The following is a 22,002-nucleotide window of genomic DNA, read 5'->3' as shown; positions in this document are numbered from 1 at the left end:
TTTGAGTTTCCTTAATCACTCATCAGTCCCGGTTTCCAGTTGTCAATTGTCTGTGTCCCGCCACCATCTCAGGTCTGCACCGGAACCCGATACGGACTTGGCCCGACTTTCCTCACCTGCTCAACCATTTCGGTTACTACCTGAGCAAAGCGGGGTCCCTCCGATGCTGACACCCACTCAAGACGGAAGCGCTCTGGCTCAAGTCCGAAGTCCTGAAGCATCAGCTCAATTGCTTCAGCACGGGACTTGGCGCGAAGGTTGCCCTCGATGTAATGGCAGTCTCCCGGATGGCACCCGCACACAAGCACACCGTCAGCGCCTCCGGTCAGGGCTTCAATTACCAAGTTTGGATGGATCATGCCGGTGCACTGAACGCGTATGATCCTGGCATTTGCCGGATACTGAATCCTCGAAGTACCCGCTAAATCGGCGCCGGTATAGGAGCACCAGTAGCAGCAAAAGTTGATGATCAACGGTTCGAATGAATTATTATCTGATTCCATATGGATTTTTTTCTCCAGCCAAATCTGACATTCCTAATTCAAGATCGGAGTTCCATGATAACAAAACTTCACTCATCCCCCGGCTCCCAGGGCTGCTTTCACTTCAGCAGAGAGCATCTCGGGCCTGAAGTGCCAAACGTAAATTGCGTTCTTTGGACACGTTGCCATGCATGTTCCACAACCCTTACAGAGCGACTCATTCACCTGCACGCGTTTTTTCATTTCGCCATTCGTCTCGTACTCTATTAGTGTGATTGCCTTGTATGGACAGGGTTCAACACAGTAGGCGCATCCGTCGCAGTTCTCTTCCACAACATGTGAAATTGTCGGTTCGAGGTCGATGTGTTCCTTCGAAAGGATCGTCGCCGCACGGGCTGCCGTTGCCATTGCCTGCGAAATAGTCTCTTCGATTCCCAGAGGCGAGTGCGCATTGCCGCAAAGGAAAATGCCGTCGGTTGCAAAATCGACAGGGCGGAGTTTACGATGTGCTTCAAGGAAGAATTTTTCTTCGCTCAGTGGGACCTTCAGGACTTGCGCCAACTCTTTATTACTCTCTCGCGGGATCGTCGCCGCAGCAAGTATAACATTATCCACAAGTAGCTGCACTGTCTGATGAAGCGTTTCAGCGTGAACCAGCACGGAGAGTTTTCCGTTATGACCGAGGACAGCGGGCGGTTTATTATCCCCAAAGCGGATGAATGTCACGCCGAGTTTCCGAGCTTGCGAGTAATATGCTTCCCTGAAACCGTAGGCACGGAGCTCCCGATAAAGCACGTAGACCTGCGCATCGGGTCGGCGATGCTTGAGACGCAACGCATCCTTGATTGTGTCAGAGCAACAAGTCCGGCTGCAGTACGGCCGCTCTGTATTTCGAGACCCGACACATTGAATGAAGGCTACTGATTTCCCTTCAAACCGGTCGGATGCCAGCTGTTCCTCGAATTCATCATGAAGAAGAACCCGTGGGTCCTTTTGATACAAATATTCGTCGGGCTTTGACGACTCGGCACCGGTTGCGACAATCACAACACCATGATTTATGTCGATCGTCGCGCCATCGCCGCCGATGGATATCTTTGACGCAAAGCTTCCGATGGAGCCTTTCATTTCCAAAAGTCTGGCGTTTACGTACACGCGAATGTCTCGATGCGACCTTACTCGAGAGATAAGCTCACGAAGTTCGGATTGAGGATCCTCGCCGTTCAAGAGGTAGCGAGACCGCCGTAAGTAGCCCCCAAGCTCAGGATCTCTTTCGACGAGATGTACAATATAGCCCTGATTCGCCAACCCGAGTGCAGCCGTCATACCCGCCAGACCGCCTCCAATGACGAGTGCTTCATGGATAACGTCAAGAGGCTTGGAGTAGAGCGAGTCATTCAGTTTCACTTTTGCAACTGCCATCCGAAGAAGATCTTTTGATTTTGCGGTCGCTTTCACCGGCTCATGCATGTGTACCCAAGAACACTGGTCCCTGATATTTGCCATCTCGAAAAGATACGGATTAAGTCCAGCTTCCTGTATCGTACTTCGGAACAAGGGTTCATGAGTCCTCGGGGTACACGAGGCTACTACAACACGATTCAGATTGTGCTCTCTTATTTTTTCGCGAATTCGTTCCTGAGTATCGTTGGAACATGTGTAGAGATTATTCTCCGCGTAAACTACGTTGGGGAGTGTTCGGGCATATGCTACGACTTCAGGGACATTCACGACACCCGCTATGTTAGTCCCACAATGGCAGACAAACACTCCGACCCTCGGCTCCTGACCGTACACGTCGGTTTCCGGAGGATACTCTTTCGGAATAATCTGACTTCCTCTCTCGTCTTTCAAAAGTGCCAGAACCTTCGACGCGGCCGCCGAGGCGTCCATTACCGTCTCAGGTATATCCTTCGGTTCTATGAACGGGCCTGCTACATAGACACCCTCGCGTGCCGTCTCGACAGGATTGAAAGTCGATGTCCTGCAGAAACCGAACTGATTCAATTCGATTCCAAATTTCTCTGCAATTGCAGCAGAATTTTTCGGCGGAAGCATCCCAACTGAAAGGACTACAAGATCGTATTCCCGCGAGACTTTGTGATCATCTTCATCAATATACTTGATCTTCAGGTTCCTGGATTCCGGAATTTCTTCAACGCCCGGGACACGACACCGGATATAATTCACACCCTGTTTCTTAGCGGACTCAAAGTAAGCTTCAAAGCCCTTGCTAAAAGCGCGTACGTCCATGAAGAAAATGTCGCAGGCAACATCACCGCCTGCATGTTCTTTGGCGATAATCGCCTCCTTGGTTGCATACATGCAACAGACTGATGAACAGTAGTCATGCTCGTTGTCTCGCGAGCCGACGCATTGGATGAACGCAATGCGCTTGGGAGGCTTTCCGTCCGACGGGCGTAACACGCCGCCCTCGTAGGGCCCCGACGGCGATAGTATTCTCTCGAACTGAAGAGCAGTAATAACATTAGAATAGCGACTGTACCCGAGGTCCGTTTTGAGACGCGGGTCGAAGATTTCGTAACCGGGCGAGAGAATAATCGCTCCGACATTCAGTTCAACCTTACTGTCGCGTTGGTCGAAGTCTATCGCCTTTGCATCACAGCGCTTCTCACACTCGCCGCATTCGATGCATCCCTCAATCTGACCTGCCAGACATCGCCTGGCCTCCGCTACCGCTTCATCAGGAGTGAACCCGAGAGCAACCTCACGAAAGTTCTTCACCCGCTCTGGAACCGGGACCTCATCCATCTCGACGCGTTTTGAGAAAGGAAATCGCTGTTTGAGCGCGATAATCTCCTCGTTACAAAGTACCTCTGGTAGTTTATCTGTCTCTTGTGATTCAACCTGTTCACCTTTAAGATAACGGCTGATTGAGCGAGCAGCCGTCTTCCCAGCCGCTATCGCGTCGATTACATAAGCGGCTCCGGTGACGACGTCTCCGCCGGCGAATACTCCTTCAATGTTCGTCGCGCCTGTCTTTGGTTCAATTGTGATGGTGTCATTCCTGTTTACGGACAATCCCATTTGTTTCAAGAACTCAACTTGAGTCAGCTGTCCCAGGCCGGTAATGACAGTATCTACCGGTGAGATGAATTCGGAACCCGGCACGGGAATCGGTCGACGTCGGCCGCTCGCATCAGGCTCACCAAGCTCCATCCTGATGCACTCCATTTGTGAAACCGTGCCCCGGTCACCGAGAAACCGTTTTGGTAAAGTGAGGTATTCTATCTTGACGCCTTCTCTCTCCGCCGCATCAATTTCCTCTTTCGCTGCTGGCATCTCGGCCCGCGATCTGCGATAGACTATCCGGACTTCTTCCGCACCAAGACGCCTCACCGTCCGGGCACAATCAATTGCGGTATTTCCTCCACCGATGACCGCTACCTTCTTCCCGATTTCAACCTTCACACCCGGGTTCACTTCCTTGAGGAACCTGATTCCATCCATCACGCCGGACAGTGTCGATCCCCCGACATCAAGCTGCATTCCCAGCTCGGCGCCTACTCCTATGAAGACCGCGTCATGATCCCTTCGGATATCGGAGATGGATATATCTTTTCCAACTCTGATACCGGTTTTGATGTCAACTCCAAGTTTCCGGATGTAGTCGATTTCCTTGCGCAAGGTCTCACGGGGCAATCTGTATTCGGGAATTCCGTACCGAAGCATTCCGCCAGCTTCATCTTGAGCCTCGAACACAGTCACAAGATGTCCGCTGAGAGCGAGATCATTGGCGGCCGCTAATCCAGCAGGACCGGCGCCTACGATCGCTACCTTTTTGCCAGATTCAGTTATCTGTGGAATCGGAAGCTCATCTATGTTTACAAAATCTGCCACAAATCTTTTCAGCTGGCGTATTGCGACCGGTTCGTCCAGCTGTCCTCTGTTGCATGCCTCTTCGCACGGTGCATAGCATACTCTTCCGCACACTGATGGAAAGGGATTGACATTTCGATTTAGTTCATACGCTTCTTTGAACTTCCCCTCGGCAATTAGTTTGATATAACCGAGCACATTTGTATGCACGGGACATCGATCCATGCATGCAGCCTTGCAAGGACGGTCCTCATGTTTGTCGATCGACGCCTTGTTGGGTACAGCCTGAGGAAACAGAGTGTAGATCGCCTTACGTTCCGACAATCCGAGATTATACTCGTTTTTTATGAACACCGGGCAGCCGGCGAAACACAATCCGCATCCCGTACATTTGTTCTCGTCGACGTACCTGGCTCTTCGACTTAGTGTGACGCTGAAGTTCCCTGCTTCACCATCTACTTTTTCAACCTCAGAAAGCGTGAGTATCTCTATGTCTTTGTGTCGCCCAATGGATACTAAACGGGGTGCTATCGTACACATTGCACAATCGTTGGTCGGAAACGTCTTGTCGAGTTGAGACATGACTCCGCCAATGGAAGGCTTGTTTTCGGCGAGATAGACCTTTATACCGGACTCCGCAAGGTCGAGAGCCGCTTGCATCCCGCCGATACCGCCGCCTACAACGAGTGCCGCGCCTACCTTCTTATCGTGCGAATTCATGTTCATACAGGTTGTATCCCTTCAAGCATAGACTCTCATGACGGTTTCCCTTCGGCCGTCGCCATCACTTCCGCCTCCGCTCTATCTTTCACTGCCTGGAAGTACATTGCAAGCGGCCGGAAGATTACATGAGACAATTTGCCGAACGGCAGCTCGACAAGTACCAGTGAAACTGCAATTGCAACATGAAAGGCGTACGCATAGTGGCACGACATCGAGAACTCGAGGTACCTAAAGATATGGACTAGTATCCCGCTGACGGCAACAAGAAAAAGCATAATTGGAAGAATAAAGTCGCTGGACTCAGAGAATTTGTGCATCAGTTCCCGCTTGCGGAGGCGACTGAAAATTATCTCAAACGGAAAAACGATTAGAATTGCGGCGATAAGATATCCCACCCATCGCTGAGGATTATAGAGAGGATAAATACTGTCGGTTTGGAACCACTTCAGAAGAAAAATGACGATGAAACACTTAAGTGCAAACGCAAATCCGATCAACCAGTGTTCTAACCATCTCTTCTTCCGAGCCGGCTCATCGCATCTCTTCATGTTCTTCTGAAACAGCAAGTGAACCAACATGGTCTTTGCTTGAAAGAAGTACAACCGAAGCGGTACTTTTATCTCCATGTTATGCATGGTGAACCGGTGCATGCGGAGCGCCTTGCTCGTCAAGACGACTATTGAAATTAGAAAAACTGCATACGTAAAATATATGATGGTGTCGAACATGTGCTCCAACCCCATGGGTGTGGAAACAAGATCGTTGACTGAGAGCTGTACGTAATACAGATGATAAAAGAATGCAAGAGCAAACACCAGCACACCAACAAAGACGAGTGAAGCGATTTCCCATCCCTTTGACGTGAGGATCTTCGACGATATGCGGGTCGCATCATAAGCAGCTGCAAGATACCGTCGAAGAGTCATCATCGACTCGCGCGGCTCTGCCTGTCGCGGGCAAGCAATCGAACATTCGCCGCAGTCATAACAGAGCCACGGTTCGAGGCTCCTCAGCAGCGGCTCTTTCAGTCCAAGCAGCGCCAGCTGAAGCGGTCTTCTTGGGAATGATGCGCTATCATTTGAAAGGTTACACACGACCGTGCAACTCCCGCAATTGAGGCAAGCGTTCGCATCGAAAGTACCATACTTGCGGACCTCTTCAACAAAACCCGGGACAGCAATTGCGTTCATCTTGTTAGCCCCTCTATGACCGCGGAAACCGCGAAGTGAAGCATTTCTCCGTCCATCGACTTCATGCCTTCTGAAAATTATCAACACAAATATACAGGCAACCTAAGTTTGGCCTGAATGCGTTTACGACAAGGACGTTATGAGTTTTATTGCACCTGGTTTCACGGATGCTCCTTGCACCATGTTAGCGGCGACGGCAGAAAGCGGGACGCGGAACCGAAGAGGTGTGCGCGAAGAGAATTGGAGCTTAAGTAGCTCGAAGCACAGCCCGCATCCCATTTTCTCGACTCGGTGAAAATGTAACCCTCTTAACAGCGATTGTCAAGTTTTCCGGACGGAAGAAGGCTAGAAAACGGTAACTGTTCTCAGATAGATTAGGAAGGAGAAGAGGAGCGTTGTTGTGGAGAGACAGGACTCAGAAAGCATTACCTTGAATGTCAAGATAGAGCAGAGGGACGGCGTGAGGAGTTGATCGACCACTCGGTGTGTAAAAAAGCTGCACGCGGACTCTTAAGTCCTGAGAAGCATTTCAGACAGTGTGAAGTCTTGCGAATGGGAATTGAACAGGTTCGATGACAAAAATCCTGCTGGAGGCGAATCGAATGTCAGTTTTCCGCGTGGCAAAACTCCTTGGTTTCCTTTCCGGATATCATTAGTGTTATCATACTCCAGCGTTGCTCGACGCTGCATGAAGGACGCTGTATGAAGGAAGAAACTGAGAAATTCAGAAACATCATACCGCGGAAATGACCCCGATTTTGACAGACGGAGCGGATCCTCTTCAGTTCAATGACGACGCTTTTAGAGGGAGAAATTCCGGTCGATGCCGTCATGTTGCATGTCTCATAGGAGGTCTGGAAAGAGATTGAATTTAATTTACTTGCATAATACAATATGGATGTAGTATCCAAGGATAGTCCATGAAGTCGTAAAGGAGGACTGTCATGAATAAGCTGGTCGGAATTCTTGTTGACACAACACAATGCATCGGATGTTTGGCGTGCGAGGATGCGTGTGCGGACAAATGGGGATATCCTCACACCGACCTTCACGAACTGTCGTGCGAGAAGAACACAGTTGTCCAACAATGGGGAGAGGTTTATGTCCCGAGGCTCTGCATGCATTGTGAGAATCCGGCATGTGCATCCGTTTGTCCCGTTGGCGCTTTACACAAGACTTTGGAGGGACCCGTAGTTTACGACGAGGAAAAATGCATCGGATGCCGCTACTGCATGCAAGCCTGTCCGTTCCAAGTTCCAAAATACCAGTGGAACAAGCCGAACCCGAAGGTTACAAAGTGTAACATGTGTTTCGACCGCATTGAGGAAGGGAAGCAGCCGGCGTGTGTGGAAGTGTGTCCTGTTCAGGCACGTGTCTTCGGCTACCGTGATGATCTTCTTAGCACAGCGAAAGAAAAGATCAAGGAAAAACCCGATGGTTACATCCAGCATGTCTTCGGGGAAGCCGAGGTGGGCGGAACATCGACCATGTATCTGGCCGGCGTAGATTTTGTGAAACTCGGTTTCAGGACAGATCTTCCGAAAGCCGCCCTTCCGCAGTATACTTGGAACATCATGTCGAAGATACCGGATTACGTCCTATGGGGCGGAACGTTGATGACCGGCTTCTGGTGGCTGACAAACCGCAAGAAGAGAGTTGCCGAATACAAGGAGAAATTACGAAGATCCAAAGCCGCTGATGACGAACAGGAAAATGAACGGCAAAACACCGGAGAACAAAAATGAAAAGAATCAGCTCCGACAGGCCACTTAGGGAATGGTTTAGGCAAATGACATTCTGGAAATCGGTTTTTCTGTTGGCTCTCATGGCAGGCGCTTATTCCACCGCAATAAGATTTGTCTTCGGTCTCGGTGCGGCCACGAACTTGAGCGACAAATTCCCATGGGGATTGTGGATCGGCTTCGATGTTCTTTGTGGCGTCGGGCTGGCCGCGGGCGGGTTTGTCGTCGCGGCTGCTGTATATGTGTTCCATCTGGATGCGTTTAAACCCCTGATTCGTCCTGCGGTGCTCACTGCGTTTCTCGGCTATGTGCTTGTGGTATTTGCCTTGTTATTTGATCTGGGTAGGCCATGGAACATTTGGCATCCACTGGTCATGTGGAATCCGCACTCGGTGATGTTCGAGGTAGCGTGGTGCGTAATGCTGTATACCGCCGTGCTTGCATTGGAGTTCAGTCCAATGGTGTTCGAACGTCTCAAGCTGGAGAGAGCTAACAGGGCCATACGCGCTCTCACAGTCCCACTTGTGATTCTAGGCGTGATGCTTTCGACACTTCATCAGTCTTCGTTAGGTTCTCTTTACCTGATCACTCCCGAGAAAACATATCCTCTGTGGTATTCGGAAAATCTCCCATTCTTGTTCTTTCTGTCAGCGGTTGCCGTCGGGCCAGCTATGGTCACGATCGAATCATTTTTCAGCTCGAGAGCTTTTGGACGTGAGCTCGAGCTGCCCATGTTGTCGAAACTCGGAAAGGTTACTGTGGTGGCGCTTGCAGTCTATCTCGTACTCAAGATCGAAGACGTGATTAACTACAATCTGTTCCCTTACCTCTCCACGTTCAACCTGGAAACCTCCCTGTACTTGACTGAAATATTGGTGGGAGTGGTCGCACCGATTCTGCTGCTGACGAATCGAAGGATACGGTCGAGCAGGCAGGGGTTATTCTACAGCGCCGTCCTCGTCGTGAGCGGTTTTGTGCTCAACAGGATGGATATCAGCATTACCGCCCTCGAGCGTTATTATGGTGCAAAATACTTCCCAAGTCTGATTGAAGTATCGGTTACCGTTATGATAGTCGCCATCGGATTCGCAGCGTTTGCCCTTGCCGCGAAAAATCTTGCTGTTTTTCCGGTCGTGAAGAGCGCGGAAGATTCGGTCAATGCTGAAAGTTACGAGATCGTGATGACTGAGGATGATGTCAAGTCTGGCACGGAGCAGGTTTTTCGTGCGGGACACTAATTAGAGCAAACACAGTTGAGTTACGGAAGGGAAAAAGGTTTCCAACCGAGTCATACCAGAAGGCGATCTAAATTGCATTTGGGTAGACGCCGGTTTCGTCTCTTACAAGCTCTGTGACTTTGACAATGAGTGCCAAGATTGCCCGTGTGATCAAGTTATGCGTAAATGTTTTCAGCAGGTTCCGCGGATCGTCCGCGAATTGAATCAGCCTTGATCACAAGGAAAGCAAATTGCCAAACGCTCATGTCAGGAAACCCAGGAGAATTTCTTTGACAGCCTAATCAGTTTCGACCTGCTCCCATTTTAGCGTACCAGCGCACAGATAGTGATACCGTCAGGCATTGGCAGTTCCGAAACTTTCAGTGAGCAACACGCTTTAATCAGATGAGGGAAATATCCTCCACGATGAGTGTAACAGAGAATGATCGTAAAGAGGAAACGATATTCGATCTTTCAACTTGAAGGTTTGCACATCCGGTGGGCCTTGCTCCCCGATCCGAACGATGACTCGAACTACTTAGAAGTTAGAATCCATGGTGATTCAAGGAAATTTGTCCAAAGAAAGTCATCTGTGGTTGGAGATTACAGGAGACTTGGCTTTGACCGCGTGATCTGAGAACATGGAATCCCCTCCCGTCGAAAGAGAAATCCCGCCACGACTTGTCGTAACGAGACTTGCGCGAATCAACTTATATGAGCAGTTATTTTATCAGAAGCATCTTCTTCACTGACGCGAAATTCCCGGCTTGAAGCTGATAGAGATACACGCCGCTTGGTAGCTTGCTCGCATCAAATGTCACCGATTTGTATCCAGCAGTCTCGTTCTCGCTGACTAACGCCGCTACCTCCCTGCCAAGAACATCATAGACTCTCAGTGTCACGTGACTGGTTACTGGCAACTGATAACTGATCACTGTCGTCGGATTAAAGGGGTTAGGATAGTTGTTCATCAACTGAAACTTAGTCGGGGCCTTTGCCTGGACGACCTCGGTCGGTGTCGCCGTTATCATGATTGGATATGACTGAAGCCCACTGGAATCTTTCATGGTAACGCTCAGCCGATAATAATACGTTGAAGCAGATGTTGCGAAGCTATCGACGAAGACGGAATCGGTTGGCCCCACTTCCATGTAATCTAGAAAGGTCACGCCGCTGACCCCGAGTTGCGGCGCGCCGCCAACTCCGCGCTGTACCCAGATACTGTCGTTCTCGGTGTTCCTGTTGTGCCACTGCAGTTTTACCCCGCCGCTGATCTGGCTGACCCCCAGGTTGGTCGGCGATTGAGGAGAGGTGTGAGCGAGAATGTCTTTGATCTCATTGAATGTGCCATTGTTTCTATAGAATATCGTGAAGTCACCCCCGTCGTCCCATGCGAATGGCGAGATGCCGTGCTGCAAAGCCTGGTCAACGATAGTAGCATAAGCGTACATCCGCGGATTGTACGAGCATGATTTCATGAATCCGTATTCACCGAGTACGACCGGGATACCCGTCCTCTGCGACCAGCTGGCAGCCTGGTTCATCTCAGATTCTATGACGGATAGGATCACAGCATTCGATGTATCGCCCCCATTGAGTCCGAATGGCCAGGGATCGTAAGAATGATAGTATCCGATCAGGTATTTGTCCGAAGAGTCAGGTATCTGCGCAGTGACGAGCTGAGCGGAGTTCGACCACATATAGCCTGAATACAGAACGACGCGCGTCGGGTTTGTGCGGCGAATTAATTTCAGGACTTGCGCGTTCAGTTTGTTGACCGCAGCGGCCGGTGCAGGATAAGGCTCATTCAGGATTTCAAATGTCAAACTGTCTGACTTCGCATGGAAATGGGTGGCTATCTGACTCCATATGCTGTCGAAGCGGGCGAGAGCTGAATCTACGTATGCTGTGTCGGCAATTGCATTATCTGCAAGTGTATCTTTAAGCCACGCTTCATGGTGCGCATTCATAATGACGAAGAGGCCGTTATCGAGTGCCCAGCTCACCACGGTGTCCACCCGCGCCATGAACGTGCTGTCTATCGTATACGGCGGCGCCCACAGCGTGCGGTTGTCGTACCCCCATGTTACGGGAATCCTTACCGCATTGAACCCGGCTCTCCTCAAATCGGCAAAAAAACTCTTCTGCATAAGAGGATTGCCCCATGATGTCTCCCCACCCGGATATGCTTCCAGCGAATTTCCTATATTGATCCCTCTCGTCATCTGTCTTACTATTTGTTGAGCGGTCAGCGGAGTTTGAGCTTTTGCACGGAGTGCAAATCCGAGCAAGAGTATTATTGTAATTTTCATCCCAACTGGACCTGTTCGGAAATGTAGTCTCATTTGAACGCCTTTCACCTTCTGCTGGTCGAAACTATTGTACTGTAAGATTAACACTCTGGTTGAGAATTGACAAGGTGGTATGGTGAACGTGAACTACCCCCGAATCATCGGGAAATCCCCTGTCTATAAAATCAATCCGTTTGCTTCCAGATCGGAACGATGACTCGAACTTTTTAAAGGTCGGGTTGCGGGTTGTTGGCCGGAAAATGGCCCGAGGAAAGATGGTCCCTGGTCGAGACTCCTAACTAAACATTGGAACACTTATCGTGGGGCAGGTCACTACGCTCGTACCCATGGTGCCTTAAAGGGAAAGACACCTTACGAGGCACTAAAGTCTCTATTGAAGTGAGCTCGGATTTGTCCATTAAGGTCCGAGATATTACAGCCATCGAAGCACATCTTATTCCGTGAGTCATAAGTACCGATCAATGGATAACCTTGCGAAAGTGTATTCCTTCGCCAAGTTCCTGAGACAATTTCCTCGGGGTCCGCCGTAGCGTTCGTCACGACTCCCCATCCAAACCATGGATTCACGAATGCATCTCCGACCGCAGGCTGCCCTGATACAGACGTAGGGGTTCTCCAACGGGTGTGAAATTCCTGCGCGAAAACGAGCGTGTGCTTGCGGTGCGTTCAGTTGTGCGATTCGACTTGCCGGGTTGACAGTGAAGAAACGAACTTCCAAGAAGTAAGAAAACGAAAACATAAACTGACCTTTGCATTAAAGACTCCTTTTCCTGCCATGCTAAATTAGCACTGCTGTTAACCACGGGGTAACAACTCCTACAAGGGACGAGCGTCGACAGGCATCCCGCTCACCACAGCGTCCACGATATTTATTTAAGCAGCAACATTTTCTTTGATTCAGTTTGTCCGTTCTGTTCGATCCGATAGAAATATGTGCCTGTCGACACACTCTGCCGGCCATCGTTGGTTCCATCCCAGACGACCATGTGCCATCCGGCCGTCTGAACATCATTGATAAGTGTCCGGACGTTTCGTCCTAAAACATCATACACCACAAGTTTTGTGCTTCCGGCTTTTTCAACGTGATACTTTATTGTCGTTGTTGGGTTAAAGGGATTGGGATAGTTTTGGCTCAATTCAAATAAAGCGGGTACGGAAGGTCCATTCGTTTGAGAAACAACCGATGTTACAACGTTAGGTGTTGTATTGCGCAGCACAAGATAATTGTAGCCGCAAGCCCATACCGCATGCTGGCTTGCAACGGAGAATCCAATAATAGATACCGGCGAATTCCTCGTTTGCTTGCCCCAGGTTGAACCGAAATCTGTCGAGTAGAATATGGGGTTGTTCTGAGCTTGAGAATCGTAATATCCTTGGATCCAGACATTGCTTGTTCCTTTTTGAAATTGCAGAGGTCCCCATCCAACACCATTTTGTTTTACAGACCATGTTCTTCCGCCGTCGGTGGTTCGAGCGATTTTGCCGTAATGATTTGTAATGAGTCCATTCGATGAATCCGAAAATGAGACGCTGAAGTCTCCAAAATTCGGCGGGACATTCAATTCTTCCCAAGTCAAGCCAAGATCACGCGAATGAAAAAGATAGCGGGCCACTGTGGTATCACCATTAGAAAAGGATGGAAACCAAAGGTGAGTTCCAACAACATCATAACTTTGAGTGTAACCGAATTGTGCAATGACAGTAGGCAAGGTGGAAGAAACATCGTTCCACGTTGTGCCTCCATCGGTTGTTCGAATTACGGTGAAAGGACCTGTGCTAGGAAAAGCAGTAGGATCACCGTACGCTATACCGACGCTGTCAGTCCAAAAATATATTCCATCGATAAATGCACCGTTCGATTGTGTGAACTGTTTTGTCCAGGACGTTCCTCCATTCGTTGTTTTGAAAAGCTTACCGTTGGAACTCCCCGTATATGCCAGCAGCGAACTACGACCATAAATCGCAGTGTATGCTGCCGGCTCTAAGCCATTTTGGCTCCAGCCGTAGGAGTTGCCATTGTAGTGAAGCTGCATAAGTACGGTTAACATAAGGTCTCCTCCAAACCAACAGACAGAATCGTTCACCGCAGATAAAGAATAGAATGAAGGGAGTGTTCCTCCATATCCGTATTGTTGCCAGCCCTGTGCGTGAACAACGTTGCCCAGCGATACGAAGAAAAGTATGAAGCCTGTAAGCATGCCAGTCTTTCTCATTTTGTTCCTTTCTTTTGCTCTCTATTGACACAATCCGGATAAGCGTGGCTTGCTTTTCCGGGACACTGCTGCACAATCTATGGTTGGTTCACCCGGTGTCTCCGATGCTATTTCATCAGCATGATTTTTTTCACCGCCGTGAACGTGCCTGCTTGTATGCGATAGAAATAGACTCCGCTTGCATATCGGCTGCCGTCGAATGTGACTTTGTACTCTCCAGCATTCTTCTGTCCGTCAACAAGCGTCGCCACTTCTCTTCCGAGTGCATCGTAAACTTTCAACGTGATGCGACTTCTCTTTGGAAGTTGATAGTTGATCGTGGTCGTGGGGTTGAAAGGGTTCGGAAAATTTTGAGATAATCCAAATGAGCTCGGCCTGCTTGCGTTATTATCCCGTATATCGGTTGCCGTTCCGGCGAACCGCACAATCTTGCCGGTTGTGCTGACGGCCCATCCTGCGAGTGTCGATCCCGAGGAAATGAAGCTACAAGTATAGAACTCACCGATCGATCCGGTGAAGGAGATGGTCCATGTTGCCCCCCTGTCGGTGCTTCTATAGATGTTGGGACCGGTGGAAGCAAACACGTCATTACCACAAGCGTATATCATAGTTCCGCCGCTTCCTGGAATCGTCACAGATGTCCACGTAGCGCCGCCGTCCGTTGTGCGCACTACCGAACTATCATAGCATGAAGCAAAACCGTTTTGTTCGTCGCTGAATGCAAGAGACATCGGCTGAGAGGTGCTTATCGCTTTCGATGACCAGGAAGTTCCACCATCTGTGGAGCGATAGATAGATCCTGTGGTTGCATCGCAGGCTCCAAACCAGATATTCGACGTCCCGACAGTGGCCATGGCCGAACCCAGTTGCGATCCTTCCGCGGGGCCGTTTGCGACATTATTCCATATTGCGCCCCCGTTCGTCGTTTTCAGGATGATCCACTTTCCTCCCGCGACATCGGGTTCACCCAGAGCAAATCCGTTGCTCGCATCGCACATCTTCATTCCGAAAATAATATTGGTGAGACCGCCATACACTGTGCTCCACGTACCTCCGGCGTCCGTTGTGCGGCAGATGTATGCCCCCCAGCCAGGGGAAACCTCGTTGAAAAATACGAGGGCATTGCTTGCGTCGAGCGCTTCAATCTCAAAGAGGTTATTCGTGGAGAGATTACCTCCGCCGACCGACTTCCAGCTCGAACCGCCGTCCGTCGTAACAAGGACCTTCCCGGAATCGCCCGCTGCCCACGCAACCGAATTTGAAACAGCCTTCACCGCATAGAGACCCGTGGTGATGCCGGAGGTTTGCACCGTCCATCCAGGTGAAGAGTTTGGCGATCCCGTCATCTCTGATAAAGGGCGACGCCATATGCCGTATTGAGTCCCTGCAAAAAGATTCGTGCCCGAGACGACAAAAGCATAGACATATAAAGAAGAGCCCGTCAAGCCGGTGCTCACCTCAGTCCAACTTGTGCCGTTGTCCGTGGAAAGAAAAACGCCGCCATCTGTCCCGGCAAAGAGATTCGTGCCCAAGATGGTAAGCGCATTAACAGTCAGGCTCATATTCGTCAAGCCGGTACTCGCTGCAGTCCAGGTCGTGCCGTTGTTCGTGGAAAGAAAAACACCGCCTGCCGTCCCGGCAAAAAGATTCGTGCCCGAGACGGCAAGAGCAAGAACATTCAAAGACCAGTCGGTCAGGCCAGTACTCGCTGCCGTCCAGCTTGTGCCGTTGTCCGTGGAAAGAAAAACACCACCGCCATAAGTGCCGACAAAGAGATTCGTGCCCGAAACCGCAAGAGCCTCGTCAAAGAATCCGTAGCCGGCTACAGGAATGCCTGAAACAACTTGAGTCCAGTTTGCGCCGTTGTTCGTGGAAAGATAGACGCCGTTATCATAAGTCCCGGCGAAGAGATTCGTGCCGGAAGAAGCAAGGGCAAAAATACTCTCATATTGCCCCAAGCCGCTGTCGACCGGAGTCCAGTTTGTCCCGTTGTTTGTGGAAAGATAGACGCCGCCGCCATAGGTGCCGGCAAAGAGATTCGTGCCCGAGACCGCAAGGGCCTGGACATCGAGACCATAGACCGACAAGCCTGTATTGACCGCAGTCCAGCTTGTGCCGTTGTTTGTGGAAAGAAGAATACCGCCGGTGTTGCCGCCGTTGACGGCTCCCGCAAAGAGATTCGTGCCCGAAACCGCAAAAGCGTCGCAGTAATTGGAATTGGATAGTACCCATTGAGCAGCCAAGATCGAGGGCACTAATAGGACGAACACCAGCGATAATATGGATAATCGTATCTTGCTCTTCATATTGTCTCCTATTTGCTTCAATAAATCATTACCAGGGAAGATAATCTCATACAGACCGAGGCCTTTTCCCAGTTGAACTGAAATTGCGAAATCGCATCCTAAAATCTGTAATAGAATGTGCCGTTTGTTATTGTATAAGAACCACCGCTACCGTTGGCGAAATTAACGACTACTACAGCAGAAAATGTCCCCCGTATTTCAGTTGATGAAATGTACGTTACCAGAATATTTCCAGTTGAGCGTGGAGTTTGAGAGTCCGCCGTCAAAACCCCCTGGGGGCTGGTGTATACAAAACCAACAGGATAGCCCAAACTGATATCATAGCTTGTATTTGCAACTGGGTTTGGTGGGAGATTAATCATTAAGCTTTGATTAGATGACGCTATACCCGTAACAGATATTGCATTTGAATTTTTACTACCCGCTACTGAAGTTGCCTCGAACGGAAATGTTCCACTACCAGTGATATCAGCCGTCATAAAGGGAACATTATCAATTGTCACGGTTTGAGTTGAGTTTGCAGAACCTCCACTCCCAGTCGCAGTGAGCATGACATTGTATGTTCCGTTTTTGCTGTAATATTTGGTCGGTGAAGTCAAATAGTCGTCTGTAGTTCCATCACCAAAATCCCATGAATATGAGGAAGCATTTGTGGAGGTATTCGTAAATGAAACCCCTCCTGAAGACGAAAGGTAACCAATGTTGAATGAAGATACCGGCACGGGAGGTGTTACGGGTGCGGGCGTCGAAGATGTTGGTGATGAGCAGCTTGAGATCAATATTGCAGTGATTAAGGCAACAAATGATCCTGAAATTATCTTATTCATTGAAGTACACATTTAATTTCTCCTTCCTTGTAAGGCTTTTCGGTTTTGCCCCCTGTTTCAATATGGTTCCTGGTATCGACATTCCATTTTTCATTGTTAGAGGAAAACGTCAAGAAGTGTCGGTCGGGAATTGCCGGTATACGCACGACGAATGTTACACAACATGTCAGACTCTCGTTTGCATTTTGATCTGGGTTCATCATGATTGTGCGATTACACGCATGAGCTAAGTAGGTATCTGGTATGCCTGTAATGTCGGTTGTCAGTCTTCCGCCGTTGATCGTGGAAAGAAAGTGGCCACGTGCAGTTCCCACAAAAACATTCGTGGCTGAAACGGCAAGGGCATCACCGGTAACGTTCGGCACATCAATATTGCATTGTACCCATTGCACGAGCGAGAGATTACAGATGAATGACATCGAAAGAATTGTAACATGGAATTGGCGCAAACGCCTCACCTTTCAGCCTCCCTTTGATTTTGCACGAGCTTTTGTGAGATACACTTATGGTCGCCAACGCGCTTCGGATGACTCTTCAGTCACAGCGACGCCAATTGACGATGACAAATGTGAGGCTCAGTCATCTCCTGCACAATCCCGCGTTTGCGGTATTTTGAAGATCGACACGTTCAGGATGGACAACTGCAACTATGACTGATCTTCAGGCTGCGGAGATGGAAACGGTTAAAATGGCAGAGACGGGTAGACTAAAGCAGCTTTTCCTTGAAGACTTTTGAGAGGGCTCCAGTGCGGGAGTGAACCTGGAGTTTAATATAAATATTTTTCAGATGGGTGTTCACAGTGTGAAAACTGAGGAATAGATCATTCGCTATCTTTTTTTGGGTGAAGCCGTCTACCAGTAGTGTCAGGATTTCTTTTTCGCGTTCACTTAGACCGTACTCTCCCTTTGGAGTTCCCTGCCTCGCGAACATTTCAAGAACTCGTCGGGCAATTCGCGGATTCATGGGTGCCCCACCGGAAAGCACTTCCTTGACAGCAGCGATCGCCTTCTCAGGCGGGGAATCCTTCAACAAATATCCCGATGCCCCTGCGCATATCGCGTCGAACACGTCGGCATCATCGTCGTGCACGGTTAGGATGACGATGTGTGTCGATGCGCTTAACGCCTTGAATTTTGCGATACCCTGGAGTCCACTCATCCCGGGCAGGCCGATATCGAGGAGGATCACTTCGGGCGGCGGTTCGGCACGAAACGCCTCGATCGCCTCCTCGCATGAGCTGAATGCTTCGACACATTTCATTTCCACGGTGGCATTAATCAGCTTCTCCATGGTCCTGCGGAAATAGTCGTTGTCTTCCACAAGCCAGACATTGACCTTCTCATGTTTCGCCCGTGATAACTCAAACCCAACTTTACTCACTTGAGAAGTACACCATCCTGATACGCCGATACAATACCTTGTTTATGGTATTCTGTACGAAAGACAAATCTCCGTCCCCTTCTCTGCAATGCTTTTGACCTCAAGGTGGGCACCCATTTGCCGGGCCCGATTGCGGATGTTCCTGAGTCCGTTCCCTTCTTTCACATCAGACAAGTTAAATCCAACGCCATTGTCGTTTATGCAAAGGAGAAGACTACCTCCCTCTCTCCGCGCATTTACCTCGACAGCTGTAGCTTTTGCGTGAAGGACAATGTTATTAAGTGCCTCTTTCAGGATCAGAAAGATGTTTCTGCGAGCCTGAAGTTCCCTCACGCCTTCGATTGCTTTTTCGTCCATTTCAAATATCACATCGATGTCCTGAAGGAGCATCGTCGCAGTCTCCCTTATCTTTTCCACCATCTCATGCGGTGTATCATGTTCCGGGTTGACGAACCACACGATATCCCTCATAGCCTCGGAGGTCTTACGGGCGGCAGAAGTGATGTCGTCAAGTTGTTCCCTATCTTCTGTATTCAGATGAGACCGCGATTTCATCATCTGGCTAGCGACTGCAATGCTGCTGAGATTGCTGCCGATCTCGTCGTGCAGATCATTTGAGATACGGTGCCGTGTCATCTCGCGTTCGCGATCGTACTCAGCCTTCAAGGTATTAACACGGTTTCCCAGTGCAAGAGAAAGCATTGTTACCTCCCACAGGACCCCCATCTGGAAGGCGTTCTGCGTGAAAAAATTCATAGGCACGAGCCCCTCAACGCGCAAGACCCTGAATACGAACCCCACGAAGAAACCGGAAAGTGCGATCATATAGAACGTCGCCGGGCGAAATCCCCGTTTCCGGCACAAGACGGCAGCCGTAAAGCCCGTGACACCATATGAAATGGCAAGTATGCCGGCAATGAAATTCATCGGACCTCCAGCAAGAACCGGTGAGAGTATGAAGCTGGCTAATGCACCTGCGCCGATCACCTTGAGGACATGGTCGAGCAGCTTAGTCCTCCGGTCCGTCGCCAGATAGGTACGCGTGAACTGCACACCGAAAAGAATGAAGAAACCAATAGCGGCGTAGGCCACATAGAAGAAGACTTCACCTTCTGTGATAAGGTACTCCTTTACCAATCCGTCCTGAGCCAGCTGATAGATCGTGTAGCCGCTGACGTAAAGGACATAGTAGAGATACGTCTTATCCCTTATTGAGAAGAAAAGGGACAGGTTGTATAGAATCATCACGAGCATGGCGCCATAGAAGATGCCGAGGACTATCTGCGTGTTGTGGTCGTACTCCATAAACGCCCGAACGTGCCGGATAGTAAGAGACAAAGGTATTGAAGTCCTTGCGGTGATGCGAAGGTAGAATTGCTGCGGGACATTTTTCTGCAGTGGAAGTTGAAAGTAGTGAAGTCGATGACGAATCGTTCTTTCTTGAACCGGCGTCGAGCTGTTCAAAATAGTCTCCGTGAATCCGGTTGCGAGTGACCCACTATAAAGTATTACTTGATCCAGCATCGCATAGCCTACTTCCAGGAGCCATAAGTCGTATTCTTTAGTAGAATCAACGACGGTAAATCGAACCCAGATTGCCGACTTCGTAGCGCTGAAGTTCGGAACCGGGCTGTTTGCCTGGAGGAACTGCTTGGATACCGCTTCGGATGCGACATCGTTAATCGTCAGGCGACCGTTACGGTCCTCAAGAAGTTCAAGCCGCGGCCCAATTAGATATGGCTTCCTTGCGTCACGAAGGACAGTGATTTGTTGTGCCGCATCAGAGGTCTGAGAATGCGCATCTTCCGCGTACGCCGGCCTCTGAAGGACAAATGCCCACTGGAGAGCGATTACCAACAGGAGCGAAGACAGACCCGGGCTGATTTTCCTATGCTCACATTCGGCCGTCATTGTCGATTACCGCCCGTTCACCAGGAACTTCTGGCAATTTCTGAAGAACTGCACCGGCGCTTCAACAAACGGGAAATGGCCGCATTTTTTCAAGGCGACAAGTTTCGAGCCAGGTATCGAGGATTGAATCAGCTTCGCAGTCTCCAGAGGAATAGGGTCTTCCTCGCCGTGCAGTATCAAAACAGGACAGGTCAGCTTGCTCAGTTCGGAGCTGATGTCATAACGGGCAAACTCTCTTGACATTAGGGCGAAGATGGCTAGAAAATTCTTCGAGGTTTCAGGGGAGAAAGTTATTGTGAGACTGTCGGCGAGGTTCTGATTGTAGAAATAACTGCGGAAGAAAAGTCGGGCGAATTGTTCCATGACAGGAGGGACCCGGTTGATAAAGGCTCCAGAAGCCATGATCCCTGCAAGTGCTGCACTGTCGTTGGGAGTCCTCCTGCCCTCCCTGTTGCTCGTAAATGGAATTTCCCATTCTGGCGTCGGCCCTATCGAGCTGACAAGAATTATCTTCCGCACTCTCACTGGATATCGAATTGCATACTCCATCGCAAGAAGCCCGCCCCATGAGTGGCCGAGGATATTTATCCGTTTCAGATGAAGGCCCTCCCTTAGACGATCGAGGTCGTTCACAAAATGCTCTATCGTGATCGATGCTGAGTCCACGTCTCCGCCGGACTTGCCACTCGCTCTCTGGTCATAGAAAATGAGTTCGCACTTCTTAGAGAGACTCAACATTTGCGGCAGCAGGTAAGTGTGGTCCAGCCCGGGGCCGCCGTGCAAAACAACTAACGGGAATCCCCGACCATAGACTTCGTAGTAGAGCGAATCGCGGCCGGTGCTGACGTATCCGCTTCTCTCCTGCCCGAACGAAAACTTCTCAGCTGATACGGAGAATACCAGAAAGGAGACGACCGGGATTATTAGAGTAAGATTGCCCCGCTGCTTTATGACCATTGACAGCCTCCCAATTTAGAAGTCCGATTGTTTCGCACGACAAACTCCGGGCATGACAGGCAGGCGTGACCGCATTTAGGTTCATAGTCCGAATGTGTACCAGCTTTACCCTGCTTCTGTGTGCCAGCACCTGGCTCCACATGAGGTCCTTACGAATCACTCATTCCGGAGAAAACATTTCCGGAAATTATACCCAAGGCCTAACCCAAAAGCAAGTCCACCCTCCCTCAGACCATGCCCTCTTCATTGACTGGATTTAGTCCAAGTTGTCTTATCCGGAAACCCTTCCGCCGGCATCAAGTGCCAGACCTCTGGGCTTGATGGTCAGAGAAGAGTAGAAACCGGGAGACGATTCTGACAAGCCACGTATCTGTAACACAAATGGTCTGGCCGATCCAGATTCCTACAACCCATGGCAATTCGTCGGGCGAAACCTATATCCATTTGGTCCTCGGTCCACCCAATTCTACCAACTTCTTGATCCTCAAATTTCCCATAATCTGCAAGAAAATTGAGAGAGGTGAAAATATTCTTACGGTTGATTCGCTCATCTAATTAATCGGACATGTAAAACTGCGATAACAAAAAAGTCCCGCCTTGATCGCTCATGGTGGGACTGTTTTTGGAAGCCTTCTCTTTTCGGTTTTACTTCGCGAGCACAATTTTCTTTATCGAGACGAACTTCTCACTTTTGATTCCAATCGCAGTGATTCGATAGAAATACACTCCGCTGGCATACCTGTCCATGTTTATTGTCTCGTTGAATCTTCCGGCGTTTCTGCCTGCGTCCGCCAGGGGCGGACTTCGGCGGACTCTCGTCGAATTGACGAAGTCATTTCAACTCGAGCATTTTCTTTGTCTCGATGAATCTCTCTCCATTATTCCCGATAGCGGTGATCCT

The 22,002-nt window shown here is 49.7% G+C and carries 13 protein-coding genes; 2 read left to right on the top strand and 11 right to left on the bottom strand.

Annotation, left to right across the window (positions count from 1 at the left end; genetic code table 11):
- Nucleotides 1-68: 68 nt before the first annotated feature.
- From VIS48_00575 to VIS48_00565, 3 genes are all read right to left on the bottom strand, one after another.
- Entirely contained in the window at nucleotides 69-503 is a 435-nt protein-coding gene (locus VIS48_00575; protein HEY9164635.1) for a hydrogenase iron-sulfur subunit, read from the bottom strand.
- A gap of 72 nt (nucleotides 504-575) precedes the next feature.
- Nucleotides 576-5,048 carry an NAD(P)-binding protein gene (locus VIS48_00570; protein ID HEY9164634.1) on the bottom strand — a complete coding sequence of 1,491 codons (4,473 nt, stop codon included), beginning with the start codon at nucleotides 5,046-5,048 and terminating at the stop codon, nucleotides 576-578.
- Nucleotides 5,049-5,077: 29 nt separating this feature from the next.
- Entirely contained in the window at nucleotides 5,078-6,235 is a 1,158-nt protein-coding gene (locus tag VIS48_00565) for a 4Fe-4S dicluster domain-containing protein (GenBank protein HEY9164633.1), read from the bottom strand.
- Between the two features lie 944 nt (nucleotides 6,236-7,179).
- Here VIS48_00565 and VIS48_00560 point away from each other — a divergent pair.
- Together VIS48_00560 and hybB are read left to right on the top strand one after the other, a co-directional pair.
- Nucleotides 7,180-7,980 (top strand): 4Fe-4S dicluster domain-containing protein, encoded by an 801-nt coding sequence (locus tag VIS48_00560; GenBank protein ID HEY9164632.1) that lies wholly within the window; start codon nucleotides 7,180-7,182, stop codon nucleotides 7,978-7,980.
- Nucleotides 7,977-9,215 carry a Ni/Fe-hydrogenase cytochrome b subunit gene (hybB, locus tag VIS48_00555; protein ID HEY9164631.1) on the top strand — a complete coding sequence of 413 codons (1,239 nt, stop codon included), beginning with the start codon at nucleotides 7,977-7,979 and terminating at the stop codon, nucleotides 9,213-9,215. Before VIS48_00560 ends, hybB begins: the two co-directional genes overlap by 4 nt.
- Before the next feature lie 701 nt (nucleotides 9,216-9,916).
- Here the strand turns inward: hybB and VIS48_00550 are convergent.
- From VIS48_00550 to VIS48_00515, 8 genes are all read right to left on the bottom strand, one after another.
- Entirely contained in the window at nucleotides 9,917-11,506 is a 1,590-nt protein-coding gene (locus VIS48_00550) for a cellulase family glycosylhydrolase (protein HEY9164630.1), read from the bottom strand.
- 869 nt (nucleotides 11,507-12,375) lie between these two features.
- Nucleotides 12,376-13,719 carry a T9SS type A sorting domain-containing protein gene (locus VIS48_00545; protein ID HEY9164629.1) on the bottom strand — a complete coding sequence of 448 codons (1,344 nt, stop codon included), beginning with the start codon at nucleotides 13,717-13,719 and terminating at the stop codon, nucleotides 12,376-12,378.
- A gap of 107 nt (nucleotides 13,720-13,826) precedes the next feature.
- Nucleotides 13,827-16,025 carry a YCF48-related protein gene (locus tag VIS48_00540; GenBank protein ID HEY9164628.1) on the bottom strand — a complete coding sequence of 733 codons (2,199 nt, stop codon included), beginning with the start codon at nucleotides 16,023-16,025 and terminating at the stop codon, nucleotides 13,827-13,829.
- 98 nt (nucleotides 16,026-16,123) lie between these two features.
- Nucleotides 16,124-16,864, bottom strand: coding sequence for a PKD domain-containing protein (locus tag VIS48_00535; GenBank protein ID HEY9164627.1), 741 nt, complete (start codon nucleotides 16,862-16,864; stop codon nucleotides 16,124-16,126).
- Nucleotides 16,849-17,310 (bottom strand): hypothetical protein, encoded by a 462-nt coding sequence (locus tag VIS48_00530; protein ID HEY9164626.1) that lies wholly within the window; start codon nucleotides 17,308-17,310, stop codon nucleotides 16,849-16,851. Before VIS48_00530 ends, VIS48_00535 begins: the two co-directional genes overlap by 16 nt.
- A 248-nt stretch (nucleotides 17,311-17,558) precedes the next feature.
- On the bottom strand, nucleotides 17,559-18,233 hold the full coding sequence (locus tag VIS48_00525; protein ID HEY9164625.1) for a response regulator transcription factor: 675 nt from the start codon (nucleotides 18,231-18,233) through the stop codon (nucleotides 17,559-17,561).
- 42 nt (nucleotides 18,234-18,275) lie between these two features.
- Nucleotides 18,276-20,144 (bottom strand): 7TM diverse intracellular signaling domain-containing protein, encoded by a 1,869-nt coding sequence (locus tag VIS48_00520; protein ID HEY9164624.1) that lies wholly within the window; start codon nucleotides 20,142-20,144, stop codon nucleotides 18,276-18,278.
- 6 nt (nucleotides 20,145-20,150) lie between these two features.
- Nucleotides 20,151-21,101 carry an alpha/beta fold hydrolase gene (locus tag VIS48_00515; protein HEY9164623.1) on the bottom strand — a complete coding sequence of 317 codons (951 nt, stop codon included), beginning with the start codon at nucleotides 21,099-21,101 and terminating at the stop codon, nucleotides 20,151-20,153.
- Nucleotides 21,102-22,002: the final 901 nt, after the last annotated feature.

Source organism: Candidatus Kryptoniota bacterium (genome assembly GCA_036567965.1).
In the GTDB taxonomy this organism is placed as follows: domain Bacteria; phylum Bacteroidota; class Ignavibacteria; order Kryptoniales; family JAKASW01; genus JAKASW01.
This window is presented reverse-complemented; position numbering and strand designations above follow the sequence as displayed.

Coding starts and splice junctions, on each gene's coding strand:
- VIS48_00575 (HEY9164635.1), bottom strand. CDS start 503: ATGGAATCAGATAATAATTCATTCGAACCGTTGATCATCAACTTTTGC.
- VIS48_00570 (HEY9164634.1), bottom strand. CDS start 5,048: ATGAACATGAATTCGCACGATAAGAAGGTAGGCGCGGCACTCGTTGTA.
- VIS48_00565 (HEY9164633.1), bottom strand. CDS start 6,235: ATGAACGCAATTGCTGTCCCGGGTTTTGTTGAAGAGGTCCGCAAGTAT.
- VIS48_00560 (HEY9164632.1), top strand. CDS start 7,180: ATGAATAAGCTGGTCGGAATTCTTGTTGACACAACACAATGCATCGGA.
- hybB (HEY9164631.1), top strand. CDS start 7,977: ATGAAAAGAATCAGCTCCGACAGGCCACTTAGGGAATGGTTTAGGCAA.
- VIS48_00550 (HEY9164630.1), bottom strand. CDS start 11,506: ATGAAAATTACAATAATACTCTTGCTCGGATTTGCACTCCGTGCAAAA.
- VIS48_00545 (HEY9164629.1), bottom strand. CDS start 13,719: ATGAGAAAGACTGGCATGCTTACAGGCTTCATACTTTTCTTCGTATCG.
- VIS48_00540 (HEY9164628.1), bottom strand. CDS start 16,025: ATGAAGAGCAAGATACGATTATCCATATTATCGCTGGTGTTCGTCCTA.
- VIS48_00535 (HEY9164627.1), bottom strand. CDS start 16,864: ATGTGTACTTCAATGAATAAGATAATTTCAGGATCATTTGTTGCCTTA.
- VIS48_00520 (HEY9164624.1), bottom strand. CDS start 20,144: ATGACGGCCGAATGTGAGCATAGGAAAATCAGCCCGGGTCTGTCTTCG.
- VIS48_00515 (HEY9164623.1), bottom strand. CDS start 21,101: ATGGTCATAAAGCAGCGGGGCAATCTTACTCTAATAATCCCGGTCGTC.